This window comes from Nonomuraea jiangxiensis, assembly GCF_900099965.1.
GTDB classification, from domain to species: domain Bacteria; phylum Actinomycetota; class Actinomycetes; order Streptosporangiales; family Streptosporangiaceae; genus Nonomuraea; species Nonomuraea jiangxiensis.
This window is the reverse complement of record NZ_FNDJ01000017.1, coordinates 24,541-43,416: the sequence shown is the minus strand read 5'-3', so window position 1 is coordinate 43,416 and position 18,876 is coordinate 24,541. Positions and strand designations below refer to the sequence as shown.

The 18,876-nt window shown below is 72.2% G+C and carries 25 protein-coding genes; 2 read left to right on the top strand and 23 right to left on the bottom strand.

What is annotated here, in order from left to right; genetic code table 11:
• Positions 1–40 precede the first annotated feature (40 nt).
• A complete protein-coding gene (locus tag BLS95_RS33240) occupies positions 41–757 on the top strand; it encodes an SDR family NAD(P)-dependent oxidoreductase (protein WP_176993515.1) in 717 nt (238 codons plus the stop codon).
• Here BLS95_RS33240 and BLS95_RS33235 read toward each other — a convergent pair.
• The 17 genes from BLS95_RS33235 to BLS95_RS33155 form a co-directional block, all read right to left on the bottom strand.
• Complete coding sequence (locus tag BLS95_RS33235; protein ID WP_090940604.1) at positions 651–932, bottom strand: hypothetical protein; 282 nt, start codon at positions 930–932, stop codon at positions 651–653. The two genes, BLS95_RS33240 and BLS95_RS33235, sit on opposite strands and share 107 nt — an antisense overlap.
• A 157-nt stretch (positions 933–1,089) precedes the next feature.
• The gene (locus BLS95_RS33230; protein ID WP_090940600.1) at positions 1,090–2,397 is read right to left on the bottom strand and encodes an alpha/beta hydrolase; all 1,308 of its coding nucleotides are present in this window, start codon (positions 2,395–2,397) and stop codon (positions 1,090–1,092) included.
• On the bottom strand, positions 2,394–2,987 hold the full coding sequence (locus BLS95_RS33225; RefSeq protein ID WP_090940596.1) for a helix-turn-helix domain-containing protein: 594 nt from the start codon (positions 2,985–2,987) through the stop codon (positions 2,394–2,396). The genes BLS95_RS33230 and BLS95_RS33225 overlap by 4 nt, the downstream gene beginning before the upstream one ends.
• Positions 2,988–3,085: 98 nt before the next feature.
• On the bottom strand, positions 3,086–3,652 hold the full coding sequence (locus BLS95_RS33220; protein ID WP_090940592.1) for a TetR/AcrR family transcriptional regulator: 567 nt from the start codon (positions 3,650–3,652) through the stop codon (positions 3,086–3,088).
• Between the two features lie 471 nt (positions 3,653–4,123).
• Complete coding sequence (locus BLS95_RS33215) at positions 4,124–4,654, bottom strand: nuclear transport factor 2 family protein (protein WP_090940589.1); 531 nt, start codon at positions 4,652–4,654, stop codon at positions 4,124–4,126.
• A gap of 95 nt (positions 4,655–4,749) precedes the next feature.
• Entirely contained in the window at positions 4,750–4,932 is a 183-nt protein-coding gene (locus tag BLS95_RS33210) for a Cif family virulence factor (RefSeq protein ID WP_143043961.1), read from the bottom strand.
• Between the two features lie 33 nt (positions 4,933–4,965).
• Complete coding sequence (locus BLS95_RS33205; RefSeq protein WP_090940586.1) at positions 4,966–5,679, bottom strand: SDR family NAD(P)-dependent oxidoreductase; 714 nt, start codon at positions 5,677–5,679, stop codon at positions 4,966–4,968.
• A gap of 159 nt (positions 5,680–5,838) precedes the next feature.
• Positions 5,839–6,771, bottom strand: a complete 933-nt coding sequence (locus tag BLS95_RS33200; protein ID WP_218136105.1) for a LysR family transcriptional regulator — start codon at positions 6,769–6,771, stop codon at positions 5,839–5,841.
• Between the two features lie 10 nt (positions 6,772–6,781).
• On the bottom strand, positions 6,782–7,432 hold the full coding sequence (locus BLS95_RS33195; protein ID WP_090940581.1) for a TetR/AcrR family transcriptional regulator: 651 nt from the start codon (positions 7,430–7,432) through the stop codon (positions 6,782–6,784).
• 89 nt (positions 7,433–7,521) lie between these two features.
• Positions 7,522–8,385 carry an SDR family oxidoreductase gene (locus BLS95_RS33190; protein WP_090941052.1) on the bottom strand — a complete coding sequence of 288 codons (864 nt, stop codon included), beginning with the start codon at positions 8,383–8,385 and terminating at the stop codon, positions 7,522–7,524.
• 40 nt (positions 8,386–8,425) lie between these two features.
• On the bottom strand, positions 8,426–8,764 hold the full coding sequence (locus BLS95_RS33185) for a hypothetical protein (protein ID WP_090940578.1): 339 nt from the start codon (positions 8,762–8,764) through the stop codon (positions 8,426–8,428).
• Positions 8,765–8,961: 197 nt separating this feature from the next.
• Entirely contained in the window at positions 8,962–9,270 is a 309-nt protein-coding gene (locus BLS95_RS33180) for an STAS domain-containing protein (RefSeq protein WP_090940575.1), read from the bottom strand.
• Positions 9,271–9,414: 144 nt separating this feature from the next.
• Positions 9,415–9,828, bottom strand: a complete 414-nt coding sequence (locus BLS95_RS33175; RefSeq protein WP_143043960.1) for a hypothetical protein — start codon at positions 9,826–9,828, stop codon at positions 9,415–9,417.
• A gap of 119 nt (positions 9,829–9,947) precedes the next feature.
• Positions 9,948–11,333, bottom strand: coding sequence for a hypothetical protein (locus tag BLS95_RS33170; protein WP_090940569.1), 1,386 nt, complete (start codon positions 11,331–11,333; stop codon positions 9,948–9,950).
• On the bottom strand, positions 11,330–12,076 hold the full coding sequence (locus BLS95_RS33165; RefSeq protein ID WP_176993514.1) for an alpha/beta fold hydrolase: 747 nt from the start codon (positions 12,074–12,076) through the stop codon (positions 11,330–11,332). Before BLS95_RS33165 ends, BLS95_RS33170 begins: the two co-directional genes overlap by 4 nt.
• Before the next feature lie 207 nt (positions 12,077–12,283).
• Positions 12,284–12,685, bottom strand: a complete 402-nt coding sequence (locus BLS95_RS33160; protein ID WP_090940563.1) for an ArsR/SmtB family transcription factor — start codon at positions 12,683–12,685, stop codon at positions 12,284–12,286.
• Entirely contained in the window at positions 12,682–13,131 is a 450-nt protein-coding gene (locus BLS95_RS33155; RefSeq protein ID WP_090941049.1) for an SRPBCC domain-containing protein, read from the bottom strand. Before BLS95_RS33155 ends, BLS95_RS33160 begins: the two co-directional genes overlap by 4 nt.
• Before the next feature lie 161 nt (positions 13,132–13,292).
• Between BLS95_RS33155 and BLS95_RS33150 the strand changes: the two genes are divergently transcribed.
• A complete protein-coding gene (locus BLS95_RS33150) occupies positions 13,293–13,943 on the top strand; it encodes a restriction endonuclease (protein WP_176993513.1) in 651 nt (216 codons plus the stop codon).
• A gap of 76 nt (positions 13,944–14,019) precedes the next feature.
• Here the strand turns inward: BLS95_RS33150 and BLS95_RS33145 are convergent, their stop codons facing one another.
• The 6 genes from BLS95_RS33145 to BLS95_RS56015 all read right to left on the bottom strand — a co-directional run bounded on the left by BLS95_RS33145 (position 14,020) and on the right by BLS95_RS56015 (position 18,834).
• On the bottom strand, positions 14,020–14,817 hold the full coding sequence (locus tag BLS95_RS33145) for an alpha/beta fold hydrolase (protein ID WP_218136104.1): 798 nt from the start codon (positions 14,815–14,817) through the stop codon (positions 14,020–14,022).
• A 69-nt stretch (positions 14,818–14,886) separates the two neighbouring features.
• Positions 14,887–16,116 (bottom strand): RNA polymerase sigma factor, encoded by a 1,230-nt coding sequence (locus tag BLS95_RS33140; protein WP_090940555.1) that lies wholly within the window; start codon positions 16,114–16,116, stop codon positions 14,887–14,889.
• Entirely contained in the window at positions 16,113–16,445 is a 333-nt protein-coding gene (locus BLS95_RS33135) for a YciI family protein (protein WP_090940552.1), read from the bottom strand. The genes BLS95_RS33140 and BLS95_RS33135 overlap by 4 nt, the downstream gene beginning before the upstream one ends.
• A gap of 42 nt (positions 16,446–16,487) precedes the next feature.
• The gene (locus tag BLS95_RS33130; protein WP_090940549.1) at positions 16,488–17,783 is read right to left on the bottom strand and encodes a UDP-glucose dehydrogenase family protein; all 1,296 of its coding nucleotides are present in this window, start codon (positions 17,781–17,783) and stop codon (positions 16,488–16,490) included.
• A 203-nt stretch (positions 17,784–17,986) separates the two neighbouring features.
• Positions 17,987–18,580, bottom strand: a complete 594-nt coding sequence (locus tag BLS95_RS33125) for a mycothiol-dependent nitroreductase Rv2466c family protein (protein WP_090940546.1) — start codon at positions 18,578–18,580, stop codon at positions 17,987–17,989.
• A gap of 95 nt (positions 18,581–18,675) precedes the next feature.
• Positions 18,676–18,834 (bottom strand): hypothetical protein, encoded by a 159-nt coding sequence (locus BLS95_RS56015; RefSeq protein WP_176993512.1) that lies wholly within the window; start codon positions 18,832–18,834, stop codon positions 18,676–18,678.
• Positions 18,835–18,876 lie beyond the last annotated feature (42 nt).

Below are 18,876 nucleotides of genomic sequence, written 5' to 3'. Positions count from 1 at the left end.
AGATGGGACAGTTGGCCGGCAAGGTCGCGGTCCGCAGGACGTGGACAGGCTGTACGCCAGGGTGTCGCAGGACGGCCGGCTGATCGACGTCGTGGTGGCCAACATCGGGTTCGGGGAGTTCCCCGGGCTGGCGGACATCACCGAGGAGCACCTCGACAACATCCTCGGTATCAACGTGAAGGGCACGGTGTTCACGGTGCGGAAGGCCCTGCCGTTGCTGAACGACGGCGCGTCGATCGTCCTGGTCACGTCCATGGCCTCCACCAGCGGCCAGGCGGGCCTCAGCGTGTATTCCGCGTCCAAGGCGGCTGTCCGGTCGTTCGCCCGGTCGTGGGCCAACGAGCTGAGCGGGCCCGGCATCCGCGTGAACGCGCTGGCGCCGGGCGGAACGGACACGCCCGCCATGGATGCCGCCCTGGAGGCGTCCGGCCTGGACGCGGTCGCGCGTGACCAGTGGCGGGTGGAGCACTCGGCGGCGATCCCGCTGCGCCGGCCGGCCCGGCCCGAGGAGCAGGCCGCCGCCGCGCTCGTCCTCGCCTCGCCGGAGAGCAGTTACATCACGGGCGTCGAACTGGCGGCCGACGGTGGCGCGACCCAGCTCGGTTTCGGACTCGTCCAGGACGTGCCGCCAGGCTTCGGTCGCGGCTTGGTCAGGACGCTCGTTCCAGGTCGTCGCCGTCGGTCGCGACGGCCCGCGCGAACAGCGTACGGGCCGCGTTCGCGCCGTCGTCCGGCCATGCCGGCACGAGCCGGGTAGCCGGGACATCCGGAACGGGCACCGCCACGACCGTGTCGCCGATCCGCTCGGTGACGCCGGCGCCGACCGCCACCACCAGCCGGCCGAGGGAGACCAGCTCGACGATCTGGTCCAGGGTGTGGGCCGGGCGGTCCTCCCGGTACGCGGCCTCTCCGGCCAGCTCGGCGAACGGCACCGCGGACCGTGCGGCCAGCGGTGGCCGGGCGGCAGCAGCGCGACCGTGGGCTCCTGCGTCAGCTCGACGGTGGTCAGCCCGTCCAGGTCACCGCCATCAATCCGGGGCCGGTCCCCGGCCTGGTGACGACGACTGCGTCCGACCGTGGGCATGGCGCTCAGGAGCTGCGGGGCAGCTGTATGCCGGTGGTCAGCCAGGTGGCGATGTCCGTGACGACCGCAGGGTCCACGTGCTGGGCGGACTCGTACTCGGACGGCTTGGACGGGCCGGCGCCGGAGAAGAAGAGATGGTTGCCGGCGTCGTGGACGCGGATCGTCACGTCGGGACGGCCGGCCAGGCCGTCCCGCCACCGGGACAGGTCGTCGGCGACGGTGGCCTGGTAGTCACGGCCGCCCTGGAGGATCAGCATCGGCTTGCCCAGCTTCGCGGCGGCCGCGGCCGGGTCGTAGTCGCGCAGGGCCAGCCAGTAGGGGGCGGGCACGTTGAAGGGCAGGTCGCCGGCCGGGGTCGCCGGGGACAGGTCCGGGCTGTCCACCAGCCGCGCCTGCTCGGTCATCGCGTCGAGGACCGGCTGGGACGCGGCGGCGGTGCCGGGGTCCAGGGAGGCCAGATAGCGGATCTGGCGGACAGCGGCCCAGTGCAGCGGCTGTGCCCCGCCGGCCAGGATCACCAGCCCGGCCACGGCCGGCTCGGCCGCGGCGACGCGTGGGGCGACGGTGCCGCCGAGACTGTGGCCGAGCACGAACACCCGTGCAGGGTCGACGGCGTCGTGCTCGCGGAGCAGGCGCAGGGCGGCGACGGAGTGGTGCACGTACTCGTCGTCGACGGTGTAGCCGGGGATGCGCGCGAACTGGCCGCCGTGGGCGTAGGTGACCTTGTCGAACCGCGCCACCACGACGCCCTGGCCGGCCAGACCCCAGGCGAGGTCCTTGAACGGCTTGTTGCGGCCGATCGTCGAGTCACGGTCCAGCGGTCCCGAGCCGGGCAGCAGCAACACCGCCGGGTGCGGGCCGGGCGTGGCGGGCACGGTCAGCGTGCCGGGCACCGCGAGCCCGCCGGCGCTGACGGTAACGTCCTGTTCGGTGAAGGCGCGGGGGTCGGCGTAGCCGGGTGGCTGCCACGGCGGCGCGGGCTGCGCGGCCTCGGCGGGGGCCAGCTGGATGCCCGCCAGCCGGCCCGTGTTGGTGACCGTCACCAGCACCGCCGCCTCGCCCTGCGCGAACGCCACCGGGATCCGCACCAGGGTGCCGTCCGGCCCGGCTCCGGCCCGCTCGCTCACCGGGGCGCCGACCGTGGTGACCGGGCCGTGCGCGGCCAGCCCGGCGGTCCAGGCGGCCTGCAGCGACTCGGGGGCCAGCATGGTACGCAGGTTGGGCGCGAACATGTCGCGGATCTCGGCGAACCTGCCGGCCCGGGCCAGGTCCAGCACGGTCAAGCCCACGGTGGCAGGATCAGTCGGCGTCATGGGGTCCTCCGCTTCGGGGTCGTACGGGGGGTCGTGGCCGCCGGGTCCTCCCGGCTCTCGGCGGCCTCCTCGCCGGGGAGCAGGACGGTGGCCAGGATCCGGCGCTTCCGGCCCGGCCGCGGCGGGTTGGCGGCAGCGGGTTGCAGCACCCGCATGAGCTCCCGGAGCAGAGCGGCGAACTCGGCGTCGTCGAGCCACAACCCGGCCAGCCGGAACGTCGCCCCGTCGCGGACCGGGTCGGGGTCCTCGCGGGCCAGGTAGCGGTCGACGTCGCCGAGCAGCCCGGCCACGAACGCCATGAACGCCTGCCGCATGTCGTCGGCGCTCATGGTCGCGACCTGGTCCGGCGTGACCAGCGCCGCGCTGGACCGCAGCACGTAGGTGCGCTCCACCGCGCCGCGGACCTGTCGCTGCGCGACCACCTGGAGGACCCCGGCGTCGGCCAGCCGGGCCACCTGCCGGTAGAGGGTGGCCGGGGCCACGTCGGCGAGCTCCGCGGCCAGCGCGCTGGTGGTCAGCGCCCGGTCGCCGAGGAACGCCTGCACGATGCGCAGACGGACCGGGTGCAGCAGGAGATCCGCGGACGCCATGGCGCCATCGTAACGCTTTGTTATCGCCTGCGATAACGTTCCCATTCATGAGGACATAGCGACACCCGCCCGCCGGCGTACGACGAACCTGCGGCTCCTCAGCAGGTGGCGAGGCGGTCGAGCTGGTGACGCATGGCTGTCATCGCGTCTTCCGCGCTGCGCTGCCCGGCCAGGACGGCGGCGCCGAGTCCGGCTGACATGGCGAGCAGGGCGACCGCCTCCAGGCGGGCGTCAGGACCCGCCCCCATGTCGCGGAGGCGGTCGGTGATGAAGTCCTCCATGGCGGTCGGGGCCGCGAGCAGGGGATGGGAGGCCAGGGCCGGGTCGGTGACCGCCAGGACCATGTACGACGTGTAGACCAGATGGAAAACCCGGCTCTCCTCGTCGGTGGGAAGGGCTTCGGCGAGGACGGCCTCGACGGTGGCCCGCGGACCGGGATCGCCCTGGCCCAGCCGCGCCTTCACCCGCTCGGCCATGCGCTCGGCCAGGTGCTCCAGCGCCGAGAGCAGGAGCTGCTCCTTCGTCTCGAAGTAGTGCTGCACGAGGTGCAGCGAGACACCGGCCTCCGCGGCGACGGCGCGCATCGTGGCGGCGTGCAGCCCGCGCTGCCCGGCGACTCTCAACAACGCCTCGACGATGTCACGCCGACGCTGATCACGGGCCATGCCACTCCCTGGACGAGATCACTTAACGACTGGTACAACTGTACCCGATACAGATGTACCAGGTGGTGTTATACGGTCGAAAGCGGGGGGAACCCGCGGATGCCAGGGGCGGCGGTGTGATGCCGTCCGTCCAGCAGCAGGTCGACGCCCACGGCAGCCGCCGAGGACATCGCCGCCGGCCTGACCTTGTGAGCACCTGAGACGGTCTCAACGTCCAGTACGACTGGCAGTCCGCCGGCCTGGGATGGCTCGGCAAGCCTCAGAACCTGGAGATCTGGATCTTCCCTTCCGACGCCCTGCTCGGCCGGAAAACCGCGGACGGCAGCGGCGCCTATGACCTGGACACGATCGTCACGGCACCGGAACGCCTTGCCAAGGTGGTGGACCGGCGTCCCAGCGCGTGGTCGATCGGCGTCTACGACAAGCCCGCTCAATAGTCGCCGACGCCGGCCCGGGCAGGTGCCGCTCGGGTCAGCGCGGGGCGAGGCGGTCGGGGATCTTGGCGAGCTTGTAGACGCGCCAGAAGAAGGCGTCCGCCGCGTGCTGGTCGGCCGCGAAGTTGATCGCCTCCACGATGCGGTTGGAGCGGATGCGGAAGGCCAGCGCCCAGGTAATGTCCAGCCCCTCGGGCGCGGTGCTCCAGCCGCGGTGCAGGTCGATCACCCAGTCGCCGTCGGGAGCGAGCGCCATCGGATCGGCGCGGAAACCGGCCCGGCCCAGCTCGGCGAAGAACGCGAGCACCTCCTCCACGCCCCTCTTGGTGCCGGCGAGGGGGTGGTGCCCGGGAATCGTCCACCGGATGTCGGGGGCGAAGAACCGCTCGCGCAACGCGTCAAGGTCGCCGTCGGCGTAGGCGGCGTAGTAACCGCGGATCAGCGTGACGTTGGGGTGCTCCTTGGGCCGGGCCGCGGCCGCGGCGGGCGAGCCGATCGCGGTGAGGGCCAGCCCCGCCGCGCCGACGCCGGCGGCACGCAGGAGGGCGGCGCGGGTGGGATCAGACATGCGAGCTCCAGAGGCAGATCGTGAGGTCATGGGGTCCCGGCCATGCTCGCGTGCCCGCCGCGACGCGGTCCAAGACCTGTCGCTATAGCCCATGGTTATGATCTCCGCTTCCGGCGGGCGCTGGAGACCACCAGGCCGTCCTCGGCGCGCAGCCCCTGGAAGATCGCGTTCTCGGTGAACAGGGCCGCGACCCGCTGTGGTTCGTGGCCGTCGACGGCGGCCCGCCATCGGTCGAGGACCTCCCGCAGGATCGTCTCCCTGTCCGCGTTGCCGCTCATCGTGATGCTCCTTGTTCGCGTCGGGATCGAGGGTCAGTGGCCGGCGCTCACGCCGCCGTCGACGTGGAGGATCTCGCCGGTGACGTAGGGGGCGTTCTCCAGGTAGACGACCGCGTCCACGACGTCGTCCACCTCGCCCAGCCGCTGCGCCGGCTGCAGCGCCGCGAGGGCCTCGTGGGTCTCCTCGGGATGCATCGGGGTCTTGATGATGCCGGGTGAGACGGCGTTGACGCGGACGCCGCGGGTGGCGTACTCGATGGCGAGGGACTTGGTGGCCGACTGCAGACCGCCCTTGGTCAGCGAGGCCAGTACGGACGGGACCCGGGAGTCGGCGTTGTCGACCAGGCTGGTGGTGACGTTGACGACGTGGCCGCCGCCCTGGTGAAGCATGTGGGCGACGGCGAGCTGGGTGAGGCGGAAGAAGCCGGTGAGGTTCACCCCGGTCACGGCGGCGTAGTCGTCGGGGGTGTAGTCGGTGAACGGCTTGGCGACGAAGATGCCCGCGTTGTTGACCAGGGTGTCGATCCGGCCGAAGCGCTCCACGGCGGCGGCGATCGCGCGTTCGGCGGCGGCCGGATCGGCGAGGTCGCCCTGGATCGTGAGGATGCCCGGGTCGCCGGAGGGGGCGATGGTGCGCGAGACGGCGACGACGGCGTAGCCCAGCTTACGATAGGCCGCGACGAGGCCGGCGCCGATGCCCTGCGAGGCGCCGGTGATGACGGCGACCTTCTGGTGCTGACTGCCCATGATGACTTCCCCAAGGTGATTCCGGGCGACCGAACTAGCCGACCGGTCGACTATTTCGATGCGAACGTAGGCGGCCCGGTGGAGGTGAGTCAACGATCGACGGGGCCTGAGCCGGGACCTGGATGCTCGCAGCTGCTAGGCACAGGCTCCCACCCGAGGTCAGCGGCCCCGCGACGACCCCGGAGGCCGGTATGGGTCGCTCTCGGGCAGCCAGGCGTCCTGGCCGTGGATCCCGAGGTCGCCGTCCTCGCGGAGGGCCTCGACGACGGCGAGGACCGAGGGGCGGACCTCGTCCCGGCGCCACACCAGGGACCAGGTCCAGTAGATCTCCGGCGCGACGACGGGGCGTCGGACGAGATCGGGCGGCAGCGGGGCGGCCTGGCCCTTGGGGGAGTTGATGATCGGGCGGCCGCACCGGCGCACGTGGTCGAAGAACGCCGGGCCGGTGATGCCCCCGTCGGAGACGCGTACCGCGTGGGCGCCGGTCTGCCCGGCCAGCTCCTCGGCGTAGGCGTTCCAGGACGACCAGGAGGTGGTGTCGTCGTCGAGCAGGACGGCGGTGTCCCGGGCCGGGACGTCGCCGGTGTCGTCGCCGGTGGCGACGGCGTAGAGGCGGTCGGCGCCGATGAGCCGGGCACGCAGGCCGAGCCGCTCCAGATCGTCGGTACGCACCCAGCACACCGCGAGGTCCAGGCCGCCGTCGGCCACCCGGGCGGCCTGGGTGTGCGAGGGCCCCACCCAGGCGTCCACGTGAACCTGCGCCGCGGCGGCGGTGCGGGCGCTCAGGTCCGGCGGGAGCCAGTTGACGTAGCCGAGCCGTACCGGCCTCGATCCGGACAGCCGGCGGGCCTGATGGCGGAGGTCGTCGGCCCGCTCCAGCAGGGCCCGGGTGTGCGGCAGCAGCGCGCTACCGGCCGGGGTGAGGGACACCGAACGCCGGTCCCGGTCGAACAGGCGCACGCCGAGATCGCGTTCCAGCGCCTTGATCTGCTGGGACAGGGAGGGGCCGGCGATCAGCAGGCGCTCGGCGGCACGGCCGAAGTTCAGCTCCTCGGCGACCGCGACGAAGTATCGCAGCTGGCGCAGCTCCACGTTCGTCATGTTACGTCGGTGGGAGGCCCTCTCTACCAGCAGCGAGGACGCCGGCCGCCTCGTCCGGTGCGCGGGCGCCGAGCAGCGCCAGGCAGTTCGGCCACAGGGGGGCGAGCCGTCGCGTGTCGTTGTAGAGCTTGGCGAACAGCACCTGCCCTTCCAGCTGGGCCACCACCGATCGCGCGGCTTCCCGTGGGTCGGCCACGGAGACCTCCGCCCGCGCGAGGGCCTCGGCGATGACCGCCTCGACCAGGTCCACCTGGAGGTCGAAGATCTCCTGCAGCCGCCCGCGCACGGCCTCGGTGTGGTTGCTCATCTCCAGCGAGAGGTTGCCGAACAGGCACCCCGAGACGGTGCCGCAGCTCCTCTGCCCGGCGCGCTGGGCGGCCTCCGTCGCCTCGAACAGCCGCCGCAGCCGCCGCAGCGGTGCCGCCTCGCCGGTCAGCACGTGCCGCCAGAGCCGCTCCTGGTCGGCCCAGTGCTCGTCGATGACGGCCAGGGCCAGAGCCTCCTTGGACTCGAAGAAGTAGTAGAAGCTGCCCTTGGGCACCCCGGCCGCCTTGCAGATCTCGGCCACGCCCAAGGCGGAGTAACCGCGCAGCTCGATGAGCGATTGCGCGGCGCTGAGGATCTTCTTCCTGGCGTCGCTGGTCCGTCCCATGGGCCGAGTGTACGGCCGGGGTCACGAGTACTGGACCGGTCGGCTAGCGATCGGCCACGACGTACCGGACGACGGCGACGTCGGCCGCCTCAGCCGGGGAGCGTCTCGCCGCCGATCGGGGCCAGGATCTCGCCGGTGTAGTAGGACGACAGCTGCCCGGCCGCGAAGAAGACGTACGAGGGGGCGATCTCGTCGGGATCGGCGGCGCGTTTCATCGGCACCTGCTTGCCGAACTGCTCGACCTTCTCCTGCGGCATGGTCGCGGGGATCAGCGGCGTCCACACGGGACCCGGTGCCACGGCGTTGATCCGGATGCCCCGTTCGACGAGGTTCTGCGCCATCGAGTAGGTGAAGGCGTTGATCGCGCCCTTGGTGGCGGCGTAGTCGATGAGCGACTTGTTGCCGCGCAGCCCGTTGATCGAGGACGTGTTGATGATCGCCGACCCTTCGCCCAGGTGCGGCAGCGCGGCCCTCGTGATGCGGAAGTAGCTGTGGATGTTGACGTTGAAGGTGTGCTCCCACTGCTCGTCGGTCAGCTCCTCCAGCGAGTCGACCGGCGCCTGGTAGGCCACGTTGTTGACCACGATGTCGAGACCGCCGAGCTCGGCCACCGTCCGCTCGACGACGGACGCGCAGTGCTCGCGCTCGCCGAGGTCCCCGGGCAGCAGGACGCAGCGCCGGCCCGCCGCCTCCACCAGTTTGCTGGTGTGGGCGGCGTCCTCGTGCTCGGTCAGGTAGGCGATGGCGACGTCGGCGCCCTCCTTGGCGAAGGCGACGGCCACGGCGCGGCCGATCCCCGAGTCGCCTCCGGTGATCAACGCCCGCTTGTCCTTGAGCAGGCCGCGGCCGGTGTAGGCGCGCATCTCGTCACGCGGTTCCGGAGTCATTTCCGCGGTACGTCCCGGATAGGGCTGGTCCTGTGCTGGCGGGGTGCTGTTCGGTTGTTCTGGCATGGGACCCGGCATGCCCGAGTCAGGGCGCCGCTAACGTATTTCAGGCATCCTCCCGCTGCGGATTCTCCAGGCGGAAGAAGTTGCTCGGGGTGCCGTCACTTTTGCTTTCCTGGTAGATGAAGTTGAGCCCGCGTTTGTCGAACGTGTCGAACCACTCCTCCCAGCTCACCTGCCGGAGCTTGCCGCCACCGCCGTAGCCAGGGAAGTCGAGCCGCAGGACGCCCAGGTGGTCGCCGTGCTCGGTTCCCTCGACCGTCGCCGGGGTGGCGTCGCGCTCCTCGGCCCAGCGCCGGATCACGTCGTGGTTGGTGGTGACGAGGCTCCGGCCGGGGCGCTCGGGCTTTTCCTCCGGCGAGTGGATCTCCTGCGAGTGCTGCACGCTGCTGGAGCTCTCGGGGCCGCGCCGAATTTTATTATCGGAAGTGTTCCGCTGCTTTCCGGAACTGTCTCGTGGTGTCATGGTCGGTTACCTCCATCGCCTTTTCTACCCTTTGCGGGCAGCGCAAACGGCAGCCATGCGGCGATGGCGGAATGGCGTTCCGCGCACGTAAAAAGAATGGCAAGATTTGCATAAGACTAATGGGCGCGCAATGTCTGGTGGGCGATGGCGGTGCCCAATCCTCGTGCCGCAGGCGCGCTGAGCGCGATCACAGTGAGGCTCCCGCCGAGCGACGTGGCCAGCTGGCGGGCCAGCAGCAGCGCGGTGGCGCCTGCCGCGTCCATGAAGGTCACGTCCTTGAGGTCCACGTCCAGGCGCGGGCCGCGCTGGCTGATCACGGTGGCGAGGAAGCCGTAGAGATCGTCGGCGGTGAGCGCGTCGACCTCGCCGCGTACGCCGACGACGGGCGTGTCAGCGGGCACGCTGACACTGAGATGCAGTCTCATGAGGGTTTTTTCCTAGCTCGGGTTGGTGCTCATCACGCAAGGGCGATGAGCCCTCCAAGTACCCCCAGGCAGGCGTCTCAACCTTCTTCTCGAACGCCCCCGGCTCAGCGGACGGGGGGCCAGGCGGTCCCGGATCCCGGCAGGTCAGGAGGCCCTGGCGATCGGCGCGAGGCGGACCCGGAGCGTGCGCTCGTCGTCCGGGTGCGGCTCCACCGACAGGCCGGTACGGGCCAGGGAGCGCATGCAGGCGGAGACCTCGCCCGCGACCACCGGCTGCGGATCCGTACAGGTGACGAGGAAGACGCCCCCGTGACCTCCCGTGACGATGAACCCGCCACGCGGGCCGGCGATCTCGGCGCGCCGCGCCCTGCGCAGGAACGCGCGGACGCGTTCGGCGTCGCGGTCACGTTCGGTCCACAGGGGGCGGCCGTCGGCGCCCAGCCCGTACGCGGGGCCGTCGTCGTGCAGGGGAGCTCCCGGGCACTGCACCGTCCAGTGCGGGCAGTCCCAGTCATGGTCGGCTGGGCGATCAGGGCTCCATTGCCGGATGTTCTGCATGGTGTCAGTCCGTGCTCGGGGCTCGGGCGGCCAGGTCGACATGATCGTCCTTCGTGAAGTGGCGTCTGTCGGGGCCTGCCCAGCGCGCCAAGGACGAAACAGTGCATTGCGGATGCGGGCTAGACGATCTCGACCTCGTCACGGCCGGTGAGGAACTTCTCCGCCGTCTGCCAGTCCATCGGCAACGGCATCGGGACCGTGGACCGGATCCGGGCGAGCTCCCGATGCGCACGGGCCAAGCTGGCGAAGTCGCGGGGGTAGGCGCCGGTGTCGATGCCGGTGAAGACGCCCACCTTGCTCGCGCGGGCCAGCACCTCCCGCCACCGCTCGATCGTGGCCAGCCCGACGGACTCCACTCCATGGGAGAACAGCAGCAGCCTGATCTCGTCGAAGGGATCCGTCCCGTCGAGGTATCCGGTCAGGCTCGCCCGCGACGGCTCGGTGTTGAACACCATCCAGTACGGCACCGAACCGCTGCGCAGCGTCCACCACGGTTCGAGAAGCAGGAAGCACTCGGCCAGCAGCCGATCGGCCGGCAGACCACGCCGCCGGTACCACTCCCGATACAGGTCGGCCACCACCGGGCTCAGGTGCTCGGGCTCGGCGAAGCTCAGGCGCGCCAGCCGCCAGCCGTTACGCGCGGCCAGCTCTTCCAGGTCGGGCAGCAGACCGGGCTCGAACCCCCACTCCGCCTCCGGCCGCCGCCCGTTCACCGGCGGATAGTCCCATCGGCGGTGCGGGGAGCCGTACCGGCTCAGGTAGTCCGCCACCCGCGGCCCACCCTCCAGGTATTCCCGCAAGGTCGCCCCGCCCAGCGCCCCGGGCTGGAAGACGTGGCGGGGACCCACCTCCGTGACCGGCCGACTGAGCCGGCAGTCCACGACCACCAGGGTCCCGCCGGGAGCGAGGCTCTCCTCCAGGAAACGCCGGTAGGCCGCGGGCAGGCCACGCCACTTGACCCGGAAATAGGTCATGCCCGCGATCATCAGCCGGTCCTGGTTGGCGTCGTGCATGTGGTGCAGGACCAGGTCGGGGTTGGCGGCGAGCAGCGCCTGGCCGGCCGCCCGGGTGTGGCGCAGGTCCTCGCGGGGTTCGTCCGGGTGCACGCCGCGCCGCCGTACCGGGATCAGCAGCGTCTGCGGCAGCCAGGGCGCGGCCAGCGCCGCGCACAGGTGGATCAGGGCGCCGTTGGCCGAGCCGACGAAGGCCACCTGGCTGCGGCGGCGCGGGTAGTGCCCGGTGACCCAGCGCGCGAGCCCGTCCGAACGGATGTCGCCCACCTTGTGCATCGGTACGGCCTCCGCCCACCCGCCGGCGGCGTACGCCCTCTCCTGCAGCCGGCGCGGCAGCTTGTTGGCCGCCCCCAGCAGGGCCGAGACCACCGGCTCCGCTGCCGCCGGCCCCTGGCCGATGAGCGGCGCGTCCCGCCCGTGCAGGAACCGCGAGAGCGCCCGCAGCATGCCGGTGGCCGAATCGAACGACGCGACGACCCGGCCCGGTCTCATACCACCACCTCCGAGAGGAAGGACTCGACCCGGCGGGCGACGCCTCGCGGATCCCGGTACGGTGCCATGTGCGGCAGCCCGTCCATGACCACGAGCCGCCCGTACGGCAGCAGCCGGGCCACCTCCTCGGCCCACGGCTGCGGCACCATCCGGTCCCTGCCGCCGCGCAGCACCAGGGCGGGCACGGTGACGTGCGGCAGCTTGTCCTCGACCGGGTCGCGCATCGACTCCCCGAAGGTCGCCAGCAGCCCTCGCAGGCCGGCGTCACGGTAGTCGGCGAGGTTGAGCGGCATCATACTGGGGCTCTCTCCCCGTGAGTTGCGCAACCACTGCCACACCAGCCGCCACGGCGAGCGTCCCCGCGGATCCACCGTCGGACCGGCGAGCACCAGCGCGGCGGCCACCTCCGGATGGCGGGCGGCGGCCTCCACCACCACCTGGCAGCCGAACGACGCCCCGAGCAGGCACGGCCGCTCCACCTTGGCCACGTCCACCCACTCGGCCACGACGTCGGCGTGGGCCGGCAGGGTCAGCGGCCGGCCCGGCCTGCCGCTCGCCCCGAACCCGGGCAGGTCGATCGCCCAGGCGTCATGCCGCTCGCCCAGCACTTCGACGAACGGCAGGAACTCCCTGCTGGACACCCCGGCGCCGTGCACACACACCACGGCCGGCCCCGGGCCTCGCTTGCGGTGACCGGCGATCTTCAGGCCCGCCACGACGTGGTCCTCCCGGTGTGACGCCACCACGGCCTCCCCTCCCAGAGGCCGCCCCCTACCCGCCGTCCGCCCGGCCGAACAGCGACCGCCTTGTCCAAGAGGATCACAAGTTACGGGCGGTAGATCGTTTTCAGCGTCCTCGGCCACATCGCATGCGGAAAGGGGGCGGCCCGGTCAGATGCGGGTGTGTGAGCCGCGCGGCGACCCCCCGGTCGGTCTGTCAGCGGCCGGGGGTCACGGGGTTCCTCCGGGCGGAAACGTTTGGTCGCGTGCCTGGTCGCCCGCCTGGTCGTGCGGCTGGTCGGGTGCTTCTGCGGCGCGTTTGAGGGCGGTGAGGCGGCGGTCCCAGGCCGTGGCCAGGTCGGCCAGCCAGCGGGCCGAGGCGTCGAGGGGCGCGGGGCGGACCGTGTACAACACCTCGCGCCCCGCGCGTACCCCTCGGACCAGCCCGGCCTCCTCCAGGACCTGCAGATGCTTGACCACGGCCTGGCGCGACACCGGCAGCCGACCGGCCAGGGTCGTCGCGCTGGCCTGGCCCTTCTCGGCGAGCGCGTCCAGCAACAGGCGCCGGGTCGGGTCCGCCAGCGCGCCCAGGACCGTGCCGACGACGCCGGGATCCGGTCCGCCTCGGCTCATACGCTGACGCTCTCCGCTCGCTCCTTGAGCAGGTCCAGCTGGCTCGCCCAGCCCTGGGTGTTACCTTCGACCGAGCTTTCGCGGGCCTCGTCGGTGACCGCGAGGGAGCCGAATCCGCTCTCGACCACCCGCACCAGGGTCCCGCTGTCCTGCTCGCTCAGCCAGAACTCCACCAGCGTGGAGTTTCCCTCGACCGGGTCGTCCCCGGGGAACCCGCTGGCCCAGCGATAGGACACGTAGCGCCGGGGGTCCACCGACACGACGCGCATCGGGAAGGCGCCATATTTCGGGTCTTCGACGACCTCGAGGTCGCCGTCCCGCCGCCGCTGCTGTCCCGTCCGGTCCCCGTCGCCGACCCACCAGCCGGTCTCGGTGATGAGATCCCAGACCCGCTCCAGCGGCGCTTCGATGCTGATCTCGCGTTCGATCCTGTCCTGAACAGTCATGATTTTCGCTCCCATACCTCTGATGTGCAACCCGACGGTAGCACCTCGATGTCATGAGGTGCAACCGTCTGGTAGCACGTGAGGCCTGTTTCGCGCTTCCGCCGTGTTCTGTCGGTGGGCCCGCTCACACTCGTCTTCGACGCACCGATCGAGGAGGGACCATGGCGAGGGGCTCCAGGAAAGGGAGAGGCAAGCGCGGATCACGCGGGCAGTGGGCGGTCGCGGGGGCGTGTGTCCTGGGCGGCGGCGTCGTCTGGTTCGGCGCCGAACATCCGGGCTGGGCCGCCGGGATCGGCGGTCTGCTCGCCGTGCTGTTCGTGGGCGGGCTCGTCCTCCGCCAGCGGATGATCCAGGCGGAGCGGCAGCGGTTCCTGGCCGGCAACGCCGAGCTGGAGAAGGTCGACCGGATGTCGGGACCCGCGTTCGAGCACCTCGTCGCCGAGCGGATGATCGCCGACGGGTTCCGGCAGGTCCGCGAGCGCGGCCGGGCCGGTGACGGCGGCGTGGACATCACGGCCCTCGCGCCCGGCAGGGGCCGGTACGCGGTCCAGTGCAAGCGTTACAGCAGGACGGTCGGCGCCCCCGAGGTGCGCAACTTCCTCGGCGCGCTGGCCAACACCTTCGCCGGCCACACCGGCGTTCTGGTCACCTCCGGCCGGCTCACCCGGCAGGCCAGACACGAGGCGTTGGGCGCCCGGGAGCCGTTGATCCTGGTCGAGCGCGACCGGCTGGCGGACTGGCTGGTGGGCACGGCCACGCTGCTCCCGCATGGCCGGTCGGCGGGGACGCCGGCCGAGGAGGAGGCCACGTAACGCCGTCCCGCCGGGCCCGTCGAGGCCCGGCGGCGTGCCCGGCGGCGTGCCCGGCGGCGTGCCCGGCGGCCTGGGATCAGCCGAGGAAGGCCGCCAGGCGGGGAACCAGGACCTCCCAGGACACGTTGTGGTCCTGGCCGTCGAGCACGGCGTGCCGGCCGGCGGGCAGCGCGTCCACCACGGCCCGGGCGGCGGTCTCCGCCCAGGGGCCGGTACGGGAGCCGGTCAGCACCAGGGTCGGTGCCGTCACCCCGGCCAGCCCGGCGGGAAGGGCGCCGTCGCCCAGGACCGCGGCGTCGTAGGCCAGGGTAGGGGCGATCGCCTCCATGGGCGCCCACATGGGGGACTGTCGTATCCCGGCCACGACCTCGGGCGGCAGGCCGACCGAGCGCATGAACAGCGCCACGGCATCGCCGCGCCGGCCCTCGGCCAGGCAGGCCGCCAGCTCCTCCGCGTACGCCCGGGAGCGGCCGGGGGCGCCGGCGTCGAGCTGGAACGGCGGCTCCCACAGCGCCAGCCGGGTGATCGGCAGGCCGGCCGCCGCCGCGCGCAGCGCCAGCACCGCCCCGGACGAGTTCCCGAACACCGCCGCCCGGCCGCCGGCCGCCTCGATGACCGCCGCGAGGTCCTCGATCTCGCGCTCCACCGCGTAGGGCAGGGTGTCGCCGCTGTCGCCGCGCCCCCGCCGGTCGTAGTTGAGCACCGTACGGCCGGTGGCCAGCAGCCCGGCCGCTTGGGCGTGGACGCCTCGGGTGCAGGACGCCCCGCTCACCAGGATGACGGGCTCGCCAGCGCCCAGCCGGTCGAAGGCGATCACGGTGCCGTCGGCGGAGCACGTGGTGCCCATGCCCTCTTCCCGCGTCGTGCTGCTCATGGTCTCTTTCAAGGCAGGGCCCTTTCAGATGGAAAACATCGGTTCGCCCTGCCTACGAACGGAGACCGGTCAGACGGACACCCCGCCGGAGGAGATTTCCGCGAGCCGCCGGGCCAGGTGCCGTCGCTCGGGGCCATCGGGAGCCAGCTCCACGGCCTGCCCGAAGAGCGCGGCCGCCTCGGCCCGGCGCCCCAGGCGGCACAGCAGGTCGGCCTTGGCGGCGGGCAGCAGGTGGTGGCCGCCGAGCTCGGGACCGACCGTCTCGGCCAGGGCCAGCCCGCGCGCGGGATCCACCATGCCCACGGCGATGGCCCGGTTCAGCCGGACGATCGGCGAGGGCACCAGGCGTTCCAGCCGGCCGTACAGGATCGCGATCTCCGCCCAGGGCGTCTCGTCGAACGAGGGCGCGCTCGCGTGGCAGGCGGCGATCGCCGCCTGGATCTGGTACGGCCCCGCCCGGCCCGGCCGCAGCACCTCGTCGAGCAGCGCCGCCCCCTCGTCGATCTGCTCCCGCCGCCACCGGGAACGGTCCTGCTCCTCCAGCGGTACCAGCTCGCCGCCCACGGTACGGGCCGGACGCCGGGCGTCGTGCAGGATCATCAGCGCCAGCAGCCCGCCCGCCTCCGGTTCGCCGGGCAGCAGCCGGACGAGCAACCGCGCCAGCCGGATCGCCTCGTCCGACAGGCCCCGCCGGACCGGCTCCGTGCCGCCGCCGGCCGCGTACCCCTCGGTGAACAGCAGGTAGAGCACGCCCAGTACGGCCGGCAGGCGTTCGGGCAGGCTGTCGGCGGACGGCACCCGGAAGGGGATCCCGGCCTCGCGGATGCGGCGTTTGGCCCGGGTGAGCCGCTTGGACATGGTGCTCTCGGGCACCAGGAACGCCCGGGCGATCTCGGCCGTGGTGAGCCCGGCCAGCGTACGCAGCGTCAGCGCGACCCGCGCCTCGAAGGGCAGGGCGGGATGGCAGCAGGTGAATATCAGCCGCAGCCGGTCGTCCTCGACGGCGTCGGCCGGCGCCGGAGCGTCCACGGCCCGCAGGGCGGCCAGCTCCCGCAGCTTGGCCGCGCCCACGGCGGCCCGCCGCAGCCGGTCGATCGCCTTGTTGCGGGCGGTCGTGGTGAGCCATGCCCCGGGGTTGGGCGGCACGCCGTCGGCCGGCCACCGGGCCAGCGCCTGGGTGAAGGCGTCCTGCGCGCACTCCTCGGCGAGGTCCCAGTCACCCGTCAGCCGGATGAGGGTCGCCGTGATCTGCCCCCATTCTTCCTGGAACAGGGCGGCAACGGTCGCCGGGACGGTCACGGTTGCAGGGCGCGCAGCTCGACCGTGCCGTGGCGGGCCACGGGATGGCCGGCGGCGGCCTCGACCGCCTCCTCCCGGGTCGCGCACTCGATCAGGCTGAACCCGGCCACGATCTCCTTCGACTCCACGAACGGGCCGTCGGTCAGCAGGATCTCGCCGTCGCGTACCCGTACCGTGGTGGCGTCGGCCGGGGGCTCCAGGCCGCCGCTCTGGATCAGCCCGTCACCCCGAGCCGCGGCCCACGCCTCACAGTCGGGCAGGAACTCCGGATCGGCCAGCATCGCCTGATAGGACTCCTCGTCACCGCAGATCAGCAGCAGATATCTCATCCACCCGAGCCTAGAGCGTGCCGCCCGGGCAGGTCAGCCCGGCTATGGCCGCCCGACGCCGAGATACGTGAACCCCAGGGCGCGCATCTCCGCCGGATCCAGCAGGTTGCGGCCGTCGAAGAGCACCGGCCGCCTCATCAGCGACGCCGCCCGCGCCCAGTCGACCTCGGTGAGCTGGGGCCACTCCGTGACGATGATCGCCGCGTCGGCGCCCTCGACCGCCAGCTCGGGGCTCGCGTGCCGGACCGTCGCTGTCCACGGGTCGGTCTCGGCCGGCCGCGCCATCGGATCCCAGCAGTGCACCTCGGCGCCCTCCGCCAGCAACCGGCCGGCCAGCACCGCGCTCGGCGCCTCCCGCATGTCGTCGGTGCCCGGCTTGAACGTCAGCCCCAGCAACGCCACCCGCGCCCCCACCAGGCTGCCCAGCTCGTCCTTGAGCTTCTGGACCGCCCGGCGCTTCTGCAGGTTGTTCACCTCGATCACGGCCGACAGCAGCTGCAGGTGGTAGCCGGTGTTGTTGGCCAGCTGCCGCAGCGCCTCGGAGTCCTTGGGGAAGCAGGAGCCGCCCCAGCCGATCCCCGGGCGCAGGAAGTGCGGGCCGAGGCGATGGTCCAGACCCACGGCGTGGGCGACCTCCTGCACGTCGGCACCGGTCTTCTCGCACAGCGTGGCGATCTCGTTGATGAAGCTGATCTTCGTGGCCAGCAGCGCGTTCGAGGCCAGCTTCACCATCTCGGCGGACCGCACGTCCATCACCACGACGGGCCCGTCCACGCCGTCGTGCAACTCGGAGACCAGGCGGGCCGTGTCCTCGTCGGCGGAGCCGATCACGACCCGGTCAGGACGCATGAAGTCCCGGACCGCCGTGCCCTCGGCCGTGAACTCCGGGTTCGCGACGTAGCCGACGTGTCCCAGGCCGGCGGCATCCAGCACGGACCGTAACCGGGCGCCCGTACCGACCGGGACGGTGGACTTCATCACGACGGTCCGCAGGTGCGTGGCCCCCTCCAGCGAGGTCACCACCGACCAGACCCGCGAGAGGTCCGCGTCGCCGGACGCCGAGGGCGGGGTGTCGACGCACACGTACGCGATCTCGGCGTCGTCCAGGGCCTCGCGCAGGTCCAGGGTGAACGTCAGGCGCTCCTTGTTGCGAGCGATCATGTCGCCCAGCCCCGGCTCGTAGATCGGCAGATCACCCGCCCGCAGCAGCCTGACCTTCTCCGGATCGACGTCGCGGACCGCGACCCGGTGACCGAGCTCCGCCAGACATGCGCCGGTCACGAGGCCGATGTATCCGGCACCGAACACGGCCACCCGCCGTTCCACCTTGGCCACCATGGCCGACCATCCAATCTCCGGCGCGGTCCGGCCGCGGCCTGGGAGTGAGTGAGGGAGACCGGGAAAGGTGCTCACTTTAACGTGTCGTGCGCGATGTACGTAGGCCCAGGGGCGGGTGAACCCGGCGAGCGGTCTCTACGTGCGAAAGGCGGCCCGGTACGGCACCCGCTCTCCGAGCCTTCTCCCGCTGACGGGCGAAGCGGTCAGCACTTGATCTCGCGGAAGCCGGGGACGCCGGCGAGCAGCAGCGTGCCCTGCCACAGGCGCAGCGCCTGGGCGGGCGGCGGCACCGCGGTGATGACGGGGCCGAAGAGGGCGTGCTGCTCGCCGTCCGGGGTGGTGACGGCGAGGACGGGGGTGCCGATCTCGGCGTCGATCCGGCCGACGCCGTCCTGGTGGGAGGCCCGCAGGGCGGCGTCGTAGCCGGTGGTGTGGCCTGCGGCGGCGAGCCCGGGGGGCAGCCCGCAACGCCGCAGCGCCTCGGCGAGGTCGCCGATCCACTCCCGGTGCGTGCCGTCCGGGTCGGTCCAGAGCGCCTCGTGGAACGCCCCGAGCGCGGCGTGCCCGTGCTCGGCCTGCACGGCGGCGGCGATCCGCGCGGGGATCCAGAGATAGCCGGAGTCGTCGCCCTCGGGGTCCACGTCGCGGTGCTCGTTCAGCACTGACAGGCTCATCACGCGCCAGCGCACGTCCAGGGGCACCTCCCGGGCGACGACGGCGAGCCATCGGGCGGTGAGGCGGGTCAGGGGGCAGCAGGGATCGAGCCAGAAGTCGACGGTCCAGCGGCGGCCGGTCATGATCGCTCCTGGGACGGGGACGGGTCGGGGATGCGGCGGGGGGCGGCCCGCAGGTCCAATCTAGACGGGACGTCGCGACGCGGGCCCCCGCCGGGTCAGCGCACGACGAAGCCGCGCCAGACCACCAGGCGGCGCCGCAGGACGGGCCACTGCCCGGCCCTGATGCCCCGCAAGGCCATCACGATCGGGGAGACCGCCACGACGGCTGCCATCAGGAGTCCCATGACCAGCATGAACACGTATTCGATCGCCATGGTCCGCGCCTTTCTAGTTGAATGTTGAACTAGATCTGGCCA

Excerpts from the sequence above, each read along its gene's own strand:
- BLS95_RS33230 (WP_090940600.1), bottom strand. The coding sequence starts at position 2,397 with ATGACGCCGACTGATCCTGCCACCGTGGGCTTGACCGTGCTGGACCTG.
- BLS95_RS33225 (WP_090940596.1), bottom strand. The coding sequence starts at position 2,987 with ATGGCGTCCGCGGATCTCCTGCTGCACCCGGTCCGTCTGCGCATCGTG.
- BLS95_RS33220 (WP_090940592.1), bottom strand. The coding sequence starts at position 3,652 with ATGGCCCGTGATCAGCGTCGGCGTGACATCGTCGAGGCGTTGTTGAGA.
- BLS95_RS33215 (WP_090940589.1), bottom strand. The coding sequence starts at position 4,654 with ATGTCTGATCCCACCCGCGCCGCCCTCCTGCGTGCCGCCGGCGTCGGC.
- BLS95_RS33210 (WP_143043961.1), bottom strand. The coding sequence starts at position 4,932 with ATGAGCGGCAACGCGGACAGGGAGACGATCCTGCGGGAGGTCCTCGAC.
- BLS95_RS33205 (WP_090940586.1), bottom strand. The coding sequence starts at position 5,679 with ATGGGCAGTCAGCACCAGAAGGTCGCCGTCATCACCGGCGCCTCGCAG.
- BLS95_RS33195 (WP_090940581.1), bottom strand. The coding sequence starts at position 7,432 with ATGGGACGGACCAGCGACGCCAGGAAGAAGATCCTCAGCGCCGCGCAA.
- BLS95_RS33190 (WP_090941052.1), bottom strand. The coding sequence starts at position 8,385 with ATGCCAGAACAACCGAACAGCACCCCGCCAGCACAGGACCAGCCCTAT.
- BLS95_RS33180 (WP_090940575.1), bottom strand. The coding sequence starts at position 9,270 with ATGAGACTGCATCTCAGTGTCAGCGTGCCCGCTGACACGCCCGTCGTC.
- BLS95_RS33175 (WP_143043960.1), bottom strand. The coding sequence starts at position 9,828 with ATGCAGAACATCCGGCAATGGAGCCCTGATCGCCCAGCCGACCATGAC.
- BLS95_RS33170 (WP_090940569.1), bottom strand. The coding sequence starts at position 11,333 with ATGAGACCGGGCCGGGTCGTCGCGTCGTTCGATTCGGCCACCGGCATG.
- BLS95_RS33160 (WP_090940563.1), bottom strand. The coding sequence starts at position 12,685 with ATGAGCCGAGGCGGACCGGATCCCGGCGTCGTCGGCACGGTCCTGGGC.
- BLS95_RS33155 (WP_090941049.1), bottom strand. The coding sequence starts at position 13,131 with ATGACTGTTCAGGACAGGATCGAACGCGAGATCAGCATCGAAGCGCCG.
- BLS95_RS33150 (WP_176993513.1), top strand. The coding sequence starts at position 13,293 with ATGGCGAGGGGCTCCAGGAAAGGGAGAGGCAAGCGCGGATCACGCGGG.
- BLS95_RS33145 (WP_218136104.1), bottom strand. The coding sequence starts at position 14,817 with ATGAGCAGCACGACGCGGGAAGAGGGCATGGGCACCACGTGCTCCGCC.
- BLS95_RS33135 (WP_090940552.1), bottom strand. The coding sequence starts at position 16,445 with ATGAGATATCTGCTGCTGATCTGCGGTGACGAGGAGTCCTATCAGGCG.
- BLS95_RS33130 (WP_090940549.1), bottom strand. The coding sequence starts at position 17,783 with ATGGTGGCCAAGGTGGAACGGCGGGTGGCCGTGTTCGGTGCCGGATAC.
- BLS95_RS33125 (WP_090940546.1), bottom strand. The coding sequence starts at position 18,580 with ATGACCGGCCGCCGCTGGACCGTCGACTTCTGGCTCGATCCCTGCTGC.
- BLS95_RS56015 (WP_176993512.1), bottom strand. The coding sequence starts at position 18,834 with ATGGCGATCGAATACGTGTTCATGCTGGTCATGGGACTCCTGATGGCA.